Origin of the sequence: Spirulina subsalsa CS-330, assembly GCF_028330765.1 — a bacterium.
In the GTDB taxonomy this organism is placed as follows: domain Bacteria; phylum Cyanobacteriota; class Cyanobacteriia; order Cyanobacteriales; family Spirulinaceae; genus Spirulina; species Spirulina subsalsa_A.
In genome coordinates this window covers 1-8,904 of the sequence record NZ_JAQMTY010000144.1, presented here as the reverse complement: position 1 = coordinate 8,904, position 8,904 = coordinate 1, and the positions used below count along the sequence as shown (strand labels likewise).

Genomic DNA, 8,904 nt, shown 5'->3' with positions numbered 1-8,904 from the left:
CGATCACGATCGCCGCCTTTGGGGGAACCTATCTCGCCATTTGGCTCCAACAGATCGCCCTGAAATACACCGCCACGGGCACAGCCCAAACCCTCCTCGCCACCAGTCCCCTCTTTGTCTTGCCCCTGGCGGCCCTGTGGGGTGAAACCATTACCCCGCGATCGGTGCTGGGGGTGGGGATTGCGATCGCCGGGATCGCCCTTCTCTTTCAAGCCTAGGGACAATCTACCTTAACTACACATCCGTAGGGGGTCGTTGGTGCTGAGATGTTGGGTGGCGATCGCGGGCGGCAACGGGCGAGCGAACCAAAAGCCCTGCCCCACATCACAGCCTAGCCGCTGGAGTTGATCCCCCTGTTCAGCGGTCTCAATCCCCTCCGCCACCACATTCAAATTCAAATGATGGGCTAAGGCAATAATCGTCTGCACAATCGCACTAGAATCTTCACTCATCGCACTGACAAAAGACCGATCAATTTTCAAGCCTTGGATCGGAAAGGTATGAAGACGACTGAGGGACGAATAGCCCGTCCCAAAGTCATCAATGCAGAGAAAATAACCTTTCCGGGTGAGATGTTCTAGGGCGTAAAGCGTCAGAGAAGACGAGTCAAGAAACAAACCTTCCGTAATTTCTAATTTGAGGGCACGGGGCGGCACATTGATATGGGATAACAGAGTATCCAGTTGTCGCAAAAAGTCGCGCTGTTGGAAGTGAATGGTGGCGAGGTTGACATTAATCGTAATCGTGTTGAGGTCAATGCCTTGATATTGCCAGGCGTGCCATTGACGCGCCACCGCTTTCAGCACCCAAAAATCAAGAGCCTGGATGAGTCCGGTTTCTTCAGCGAGGGGGATGAACTGACTGGGGGGAATGGGGCCACGGGTGGGATGATTCCAACGGATTAGGGCTTCAAAACCAATGATTTGACGACTTTTGAGGGAGATGAGGGGCTGATAGTGGAGCATGAATTGATCCTGCTCGATGCCGGCGCGAATGTCGTCTTCGAGGGTGATGCGGGCCATGGCTGCCTCCTGCATCTGGGGGGTCAAGGGCACGATGATATTTGTGCCGATGCGTTTGGCGTGGTGGAGGGCAATGTCTGCATCGCGGAGAATCTCCGTGGCGTTTCTGTAGGAGAGGGTGTCAGGAATGATGCCGATGCAGGTGCCGATCTGGAGTGACCCTTGAAGGAGTTGGAAGGGAAATCGGAGGTGTTCGATCAGTTGTTGAGCGATCGCTTTGCCGTGGTGGGGTTGTACATCAGTCACGACCAAAAATTCATCCCCGCCCAACCGACCCACGATCGCATTTGTGCCGATGAACGATTGCAACCGTTCAGCCACACCTTGCAAGAGGATATCCCCCACGCCATAGCCAAAGCGATCGTTGATCCGTTTGAAGCGATCGAGGTCGAGGAAAAAGACAGTTTTCGGCTGCTGATGGGCGAGACATTGATCAAGGTATTGAATCAGACCGTTGCGATTGTGCAAGCCGGTGAGGTCGTCATGATAGGCTTTGTAGCGCAGTTCTTCGTCCTGTTCCTTGAGGCGGTGGAGGGCTTGATGGAGGGTTTCGGTGCGCTCGTGGATGTGGGTTTCAAGGTTGTTATTCAGTTTTTGGAGATCGGCTTCGATCAAGCGACGGGCGGTAATTTCTTGGCTCAGTTGTTGGTGTTGAGCCTGGAGGGTGAGATTGAGCGATCGCAATTGTAAATGCAGTTTGATCCGATTTAAGACAGCATCTGGATGATAGGGCTTGGTGATCACGTCCACCACTTCAGCCGGTAACCCTTGCTGATCCACCTCATCTGGGGCCATGAGCAACAAAACCGGGATGTCCAAGGTGTTGACGTTGCGAGTCAACATCTGACAAATCTCGACCCCTGGGGAGGTGGCGATCGCCCGATCGACCAAAATTAAATCCGGAACGACATTGGCCAATTTTTCAAAGGCACTCTCCCCATCACTGGCAATCAGGACGCGATATCCGCCAGCTTGCAAAACCTGAGAAAGAGCACAAAGGTCATCTAGGTGGTCTTGGATGACAAAAATTAGGGCGGCGTGTTCCATTTCCATACCTACGGAAGGTTAAGACGTAACCTCAAAACTTAACAGTCTGAACGTAATTTACAGTGTGAATGTAAAGGTTGACTCATGATGACGTTAAATTCTGATAGTACCCTTCGGGGATCGCTTGTATTGTATGCTGGGCTACGATCGCACAGATTCACCCCCTAGGCTCACACCCCCCAGGGCAACCCGACAATCTCAACCCGGCAAGATTCCGAGGGCGAGAGTCTCCCCCGGCAACGACAACAATCCCGTGGTCTTAATCTTGTAAAACCGTTTTGGAGACAATCCGGGTTTTCTTGCGATCGCTTTCCGATAGTTCCGCCCCCGACTGCAAACAGGTGGCACTTTTTTGCAAGACCGTGGCCGCGCTTTGATCGCCGAGTTGCAATGCGGTTTTGGCCGCAGTTTGGAGCATGGTGGCCGCCGCTGCGCGATCGCCCTGTTGCAGCTTGGTTTCAGCGATTTGGGTTTGGCGATATTTGGCCAGGGCCAAGATCGACTTTTGCACCGTATCGTTAGGCTGGGCGGCGTAGGTGTCTTGCACTTCGGCATAGACCGGAACCCGCTCGGAGCGTTGGGCCGCTTGGCCGGTGGTGGGGTCGTCGTACTGCACCTGCACCGAGGCGATCGCCTGATTGCCGGGGGGCAACTGACTGATATACAAATTCGCCAACACAATCCGCTCTGCCGTCATCAAATCCCCCAACCGCACCCGGTAGGTTTGCGCGTTATCCTGCTCCACGGTCAATTCCACCGTTTCCGGCGCAACCTGGGCAATGGGTTTCAACTCCGCGAGGCGGACACCGGGGGCGAGTTCTAAGATTAACGAGGCATTGGTCAACCCCACGGACTGGGCCCGCTTAAACAGACGGCTAAACTCTTCCCCGGCCTGCTCTGGGCTTTCGATGTAAACCATCGTCCCCCCGGCGGTGTCTGCAATCTGTTCGAGTACGTCTTGGTTCCAATGAGCGCCGAAGCCGAGGGTATTGAGGGTAATGGTGTAGTCCGAGGCGAGTTTGGCGAGTTTGAGGCAGCGATCGTTATCACCGTGCTCGTTTTCACCATCGGTGAGGAGAAAAATCTGGGAGGCTCGGTCTTGCTTGCCTTTGGCGGCTTCTTCGATGCCGAGTTTCATTCCTTCATCGATGGCGGTTCCCCCTTCAGAGCTGAGACGTTGCAGACAGGTTTTAATCGTGTCGAGGTCTTCAACGGCTTGATTGGGCACGAGGGTTTTGGCTTTGTGATCAAAGGCAACGATGGCGAGGCGATCGCTCGGTTTGAGGCGATCCACCAACTCCAGGGCCGCTTTCTTGACGGTTTTGAGGGGCGCACCATTCATTGAACCGCTATGATCAAGGACAAGACATAAATTTAAGGGAATGGCATTGTCTTGGTGTTCCGCGATCGCAGCTAAAGCAATAGAGAGTTGCCGTTGGCTACTCGCTTGATGAGCATCAACGTGGGAATCATTCAGGAGCGGTTGTAATCCAACTTTCATGAGTCAACGCGAGAAGATCAGTATCTTTTCAGGATACGCGATCGCTTTTTGAAATTTCGGACAGTCGCCAGAAACGCCGCAGCTTCTCCGAAAATTCAGACAATCCTGGGGAGACATCATCAAAGCTTCATCATTGCCCCAAACGCTAGACCTACAATGGGAAGTAGGGCTACTCCATTCCCCTGTGCCCATCACCATGGCTCTTAATGCATTACTTGAGATTCAACAATTACTCCTAACCCGCAGCAATGTTGATGATTGTTTAGACGAAATCTTAATGCTCATTGGCAAGATGGCTGACGTTGACCGGGTTTGCTGGTTTGAATGGCAAGGTGAAGCGGCTCAACCTCTTCTCTTTCACCTCCAGTCTCAATGGGCGACAACAGCGGCGATCGCCCTCCCCGCTGCCCATGAATCTGTAGCGGCCTGGCCTGAACCCTATCAAACTCACCATTGGGACACATCCCCCCTGCCGTTGACGTTAGCCAGCCTCCAAAAGTTCCCCCTGAGTTTCCAAGATCCGCACCAGCAAGCGAGTCTCATCTTACCCCTCACCATGCAAGGGCAATGCTTGGGGTATCTGCGGTGCGATCGCCTCCAGCGCCCCTGGGATCACTCCCCCACCCCTGCGCCCACGGAATACCCCTGGAGCGAAGACTGTCTCACCCTCCTCCACCTCGCCACCCAGGCCATCACCCTGCGCCTGGCCCAAATCTATACCCTGCCATACTGCCCCACAGACCCCACCTCATTTAGCGATCATTTCTTTACCCAGTCGGTTGATCCCTGTTGTATCGCCGGGTTTGACGGGTACTTTAAACAGATCAATCCGGCCTGGCTGGCCCTCACGGGCTATCCGGCGGATGAACTCCTCAATCAGCCCTATCTTGACCTTGTGCATCCGGATGACCAAGCCTCGACCCAGCAAGCCGCCGCTCAACTGGCCCAGGGACAGGGCCTCTGGTCGTTTCAAAATCGTTATCGGTGTCGTGATGGGACCTATCGTTGGCTGGCGTGGAATTCCATTGCCAACTTGGATGACCAGGTGATCTACGCGATCGCCCGTGACATTACCCAGCAAAAAGAAGCCGAATTTATCCAGCAAGAAAGCCAACAACGCCTTGAAGCCGCCCAAGACCTCGCCAATGTTGGCGATTGGGAACTCGACTTAATCACCGGTCGCATCACCTGGTCGCGCCAACTCTTTCGCATCTTTGGCCTCAATCCCGACGATGAACCCACCCCCACGAACACCCTGCAATCCTCCGCCTTTGTCCTCCGCGATCAGTACCGGGAATTCATCCACCCCGATGATCGCGATCGCGTCGAAACCGCCATGCAAAACGCGATCCAAACCGGCCAAGCCTATGAACTGGAATACCGCATCATCCGCCCCGACCAAGACATTCGCTATCTACTTGTGCGGGGACAACCCATCATCAGTCTTTACGGCCAAGTGGTGCGGCTATTTGGCACGGCCCTGGATATAACCCGTCAAAAACAGGTCGAGCATCGCCTCAGTAATCGCTTTACCTTAGAACAATTGATCACCAGCATTTCCACCCAATTTATCAATCTTGATTGGGCGGACATTGATCCTGAAATCGAAAGTGCCCTCGGCAAAATCGGAGAATTTACGAGCGTCGATCGCAGCTATGTTTGCCTCATTACCGACCAGATTCTAAACCACACTCACGTCTGGCAAAACCCGGTGATTTCATGCGGTCGGCCCATCTGTACAACGCTGAATATTAACGAGTTGCCCTGGTTACTGAACAACCTGGTTAACCTCGAAGTCCTCTCCATCCCTGCTGTGGCCGATCTCCCCCCAGAGGCGGCCCTAGAACAAGACCACTGGCAAAGCCAACAGATTCACGCCTTGATCTTGGTGCCGATGGTGGCCAATGGGGACTTAATGGGGTTTGTGGGGTTTGACTCCATTGAACAACCCCGCTGCTGGCAAGAAGAAGATGTGCTGCTGTTGCGCTTGGTGGGGGAAATTTTTGCCAATGCAATGCAGCGGATGCGCACGGAATTAGCCTTGAGTGACAGTGAATCCCGCTTTCGTCAATTGGCGGAAAATATTCAATCGGTGTTTTGGATGGTTGATCCCAGGATGAAGCAAGTCCTCTATATTTCGCCGCCCTATGCCTCGATTTGGGGGCGATCCTGTGCTGAACTCTATCGCAATTCCCAAGACTATCTAGAGGCAGTGCATCCCGACGATCGCGCCGCCATGGATGCGTTTCTCAAGCGCCAAGCCGAGGGGCCAAGCGAACTGGAATACCGGATCATTCGGCCCGATGGTGAGGTGCGCTGGATTCGCGATCGCGCCTTCCCGATTGAAAACGCTGCCGGTGAAGTCTACCGGATTACCGGCATCGCCGAAGACATCAGCACCCGCAAATTCACCGAAGCCGCCATCCAAGTCCTGCTCAAAAATACCGCCGCCAAACTTGGCGCTGCCTTTTTTCGTTCCCTCGTGCAACACCTGGCCACCGTGCTCAATGTTAGCTATGCGTTTGTGGCGGTCGGCCTCGATCATCCCCCAACCCGTGCCCGCACCCTGGCCCTGTTTGCCCAGAATGCCATTCAAGACAATTTTGACTACGACCTGGTCGGAACACCCTGTGCAACCCTTTTCCAAGAGGAAGACGTGTCGTTTTATCCAGACCATCTGCAAGAGCAGTTTCCCCACGATCATTACCTCCAGACCGAGCAGATCCAAAGTTATGCCGGGGTTCCCCTGAACAATTCCCAGGGTCAAATGTTTGGGTATTTAGCCATCATGGATACCCAGCCGATGGTGCAGCAAGACTTACCCCTCTTGATCTTGCAACTGTTTGCCACACGAGCCGGGGCGGAGTTGGAGCGGCTCCAAGCGGAAGACCAACGGCAACGCAGTGAAGAGCGCCTGCAATTGGCCCTAGAGGGCAGTAATTTGGGGCTGTGGGATTTTGACTATGGCCGTCAACAGGTGGTGCATAATGCCCAGTATTGGAACATGCTGGGCTATCCTCTTCAGAATCAATTTACGGATTGGCAGGCCTGGCATAACCTGGTTCACCCGGATGATTTGCCCCAGGTGCAGACTCAACTAGAGCGCCATGTTACGGGCCAAACGACGGTGTATCAGGTGGAGTTTCGGATGCGCCATCGGTTGGGGCATTGGGTGTGGATTGCGTCCCATGGCAAGGTGTTTGACTGGGATGCGGCGGGGAGACCGTTGCGGATGACCGGGACTCACATGGATATTAGCGATCGCAAACAGATGGAGCAAATGAAAGATGAGCTAATTTCAGTGATTAGCCATGAACTCCGCACCCCGATGACCTCTCTCCAAGCTGCGTTAAAGCTGATCCGCACGGGCAAACTGGGGCAACTCACCGCCCAAGGGGAACGCATGCTAGATATTGCCGTGGCCAATACAGAACGCCTCTGTCGGTTGGTGAATGACATTCTGGATTTGCAGCGGTTGGAGGCGGGTCAGTCTACGTTGATGATGGTCAACTATTCGGTGGCGCAGTTGTTGCAGGATGCGATCGCCGCCATGCAGAGCCTCGCCAACGCCCAAAACCTCCGCTTTGAGGTGAATTTCCCGCCGGCGGATCTCACCCTCTGGGGCGATCCGGACTACCTCGCCCAAGTGCTCACCAACCTGATCAGCAACGCGGTGAAATTTTCACCCCCCGACAGCACCATCACCCTGACGGGACACCTCAACGCCGCCTCGATGGTAGAAATCAGCATTCAAGATCACGGCCGGGGCATTCCAGAGGAGCAGTTTACCCATATTTTTGAACGGTTCCGCCAAGTGGATGGCTCTGACTCCCGCCAAAAGGGAGGAACTGGGTTAGGGTTGGCGATCTGTCAGCAGATTATCGAACAACACGGCGGCCAAATTTGGGTCGAGAGTGTGGTGGGCCAGGGCAGCACCTTTTATTTCACGGTTCCCACCCATGAACCGCCGTGTGGGTAAGGTTGACCCAAATTCCGTTTTGCGCCTCTAGCGATCGTTCGATGGCGTGGGCGGGGATGGGATGCCGAGGGTGACGCGATCGCCCCCCTGTTCCCGCAGCACCACTAACCAGCGGATCACGTCATCATAGGCGACGGTGGGGGCGGCGAGGAGCACCACCGCATCGTCCGGTTGGGCGGTGAGGTATTGGGCGACGGCGGCAACGGTGGCGGCGGGGGTGAGGGGTTGGCCGTTGACGGTGGCTTGGTCGGGGGTGTCGAGGTAGATGATCAGGGTGCGATCGCGGTCGGGTTCAACCGGGCGATCGGCATCGGTATCGGGTAAAGTCACCTCCACCCCCGCCGGACTATCCCCCAAGGTCATCGCGATCGCCACAAAAAACGCCAACACCGCCATCATCACATTGAGCATCGGGGTGAGGTCAATGGTGGGGATTTCAGGGTCACGGCGGGCACGAAAACGCATCGGGGTTTGGGGGTTAATTTTGCAGGGCGAGGGAGACGCGATCGCCCCCCACCTTGCCCATTAAGGTCAGCAGTTCGGTAATTTCAGCATAGTCCAGGCTGCGATCGGCATTGAGAATCACAGTCCCCTCCGGTTCCGTCGCTAAAAACTCCCCCATCACCGTCGCCAATGCCGCCTCATTCACCCCCTCCCCCTGAATCACAATCTCTTGATCCGCCGTCAGACCAATCACCAACTGCGGCGTATTCTGCGGGAGAGCGATCGCGCCCTCACCCCCTCCCGCACCGGGCAAGGCAATGCGATCCAAGCGCGACCCGGTTAACGTCATCGCCATGACAATAAAAAACGTCAGCACCGACATCAACACATCCAACATCGGGACGAGGTTCACCGTCGGGGCAGGAGTAGCACGGTGTCGGGAACGAAAGGCCATGGTTTAACGAGGGGAGATGTGCGATCTGTTGACTCTAGAACCAGTCTAGATGTTTCAGGATTAAGGCGCAGAGCGATCCACTCGTGCATGTTTTTATCGGCACTAGCCAAGGCTATTTAGGATATTCAGAGACTCTGGAACAAGGGGCTTAAGCCCCTTGCCTGTCCAAATACACTTGTTTAAGCCCCTTGCCTGTCCAAATACACTTGTTCACGACTATATCTCGTCTAACCTCACTCATTTTGAGTGAAAAAAGAAGGCCGTCCTTAAAGACGGCCTTCTCTTGATTTGTAGCATCGTTTTACTCATCCTGATCTGTTGACATCCTCACCGGGCTAAAGCCACAGTGATTCCTAAGATTCACATCTTAGGTTTCTGCTTCATAGCAACAGCCTCCACCCGCAAGGAGTTTATGGTCTTACGTTCGCTCCACAGACTATCCCCGCTAGCCCAGCGG

The 8,904-nt window shown here is 54.6% G+C and carries 6 protein-coding genes; 2 read left to right on the top strand and 4 right to left on the bottom strand.

All coding sequences use genetic code 11. From position 1 onward, the window contains the following. Positions 1 to 218, top strand: a 218-nt coding sequence (locus tag PN477_RS09605; protein WP_272147219.1) for an EamA family transporter, incomplete at its 5' end; no start/stop codon positions are given. Positions 219 to 230: 12 nt separating this feature from the next. Here the strand turns inward: PN477_RS09605 and PN477_RS09600 are convergent. Then, positions 231 to 2,075 (bottom strand): putative bifunctional diguanylate cyclase/phosphodiesterase, encoded by a 1,845-nt coding sequence (locus PN477_RS09600; RefSeq protein ID WP_272116028.1) that lies wholly within the window; start codon positions 2,073 to 2,075, stop codon positions 231 to 233. A gap of 253 nt (positions 2,076 to 2,328) precedes the next feature. Beyond that, the gene (locus tag PN477_RS09595) at positions 2,329 to 3,570 is read right to left on the bottom strand and encodes a vWA domain-containing protein (protein WP_272116030.1); all 1,242 of its coding nucleotides are present in this window, start codon (positions 3,568 to 3,570) and stop codon (positions 2,329 to 2,331) included. Between the two features lie 196 nt (positions 3,571 to 3,766). Between PN477_RS09595 and PN477_RS09590 the strand changes: the two genes are divergently transcribed. Further along, entirely contained in the window at positions 3,767 to 7,549 is a 3,783-nt protein-coding gene (locus tag PN477_RS09590; protein ID WP_272116031.1) for a PAS domain-containing protein, read from the top strand. Positions 7,550 to 7,576: 27 nt separating this feature from the next. Here PN477_RS09590 and PN477_RS09585 read toward each other — a convergent pair whose 3' ends face one another. Together PN477_RS09585 and PN477_RS09580 are read right to left on the bottom strand one after the other, a co-directional pair. After that, a complete protein-coding gene (locus PN477_RS09585) occupies positions 7,577 to 8,014 on the bottom strand; it encodes an ExbD/TolR family protein (RefSeq protein WP_272116033.1) in 438 nt (145 codons plus the stop codon). Positions 8,015 to 8,027: 13 nt separating this feature from the next. After that, positions 8,028 to 8,447, bottom strand: a complete 420-nt coding sequence (locus PN477_RS09580) for an ExbD/TolR family protein (RefSeq protein ID WP_272116035.1) — start codon at positions 8,445 to 8,447, stop codon at positions 8,028 to 8,030. Positions 8,448 to 8,904 lie beyond the last annotated feature (457 nt).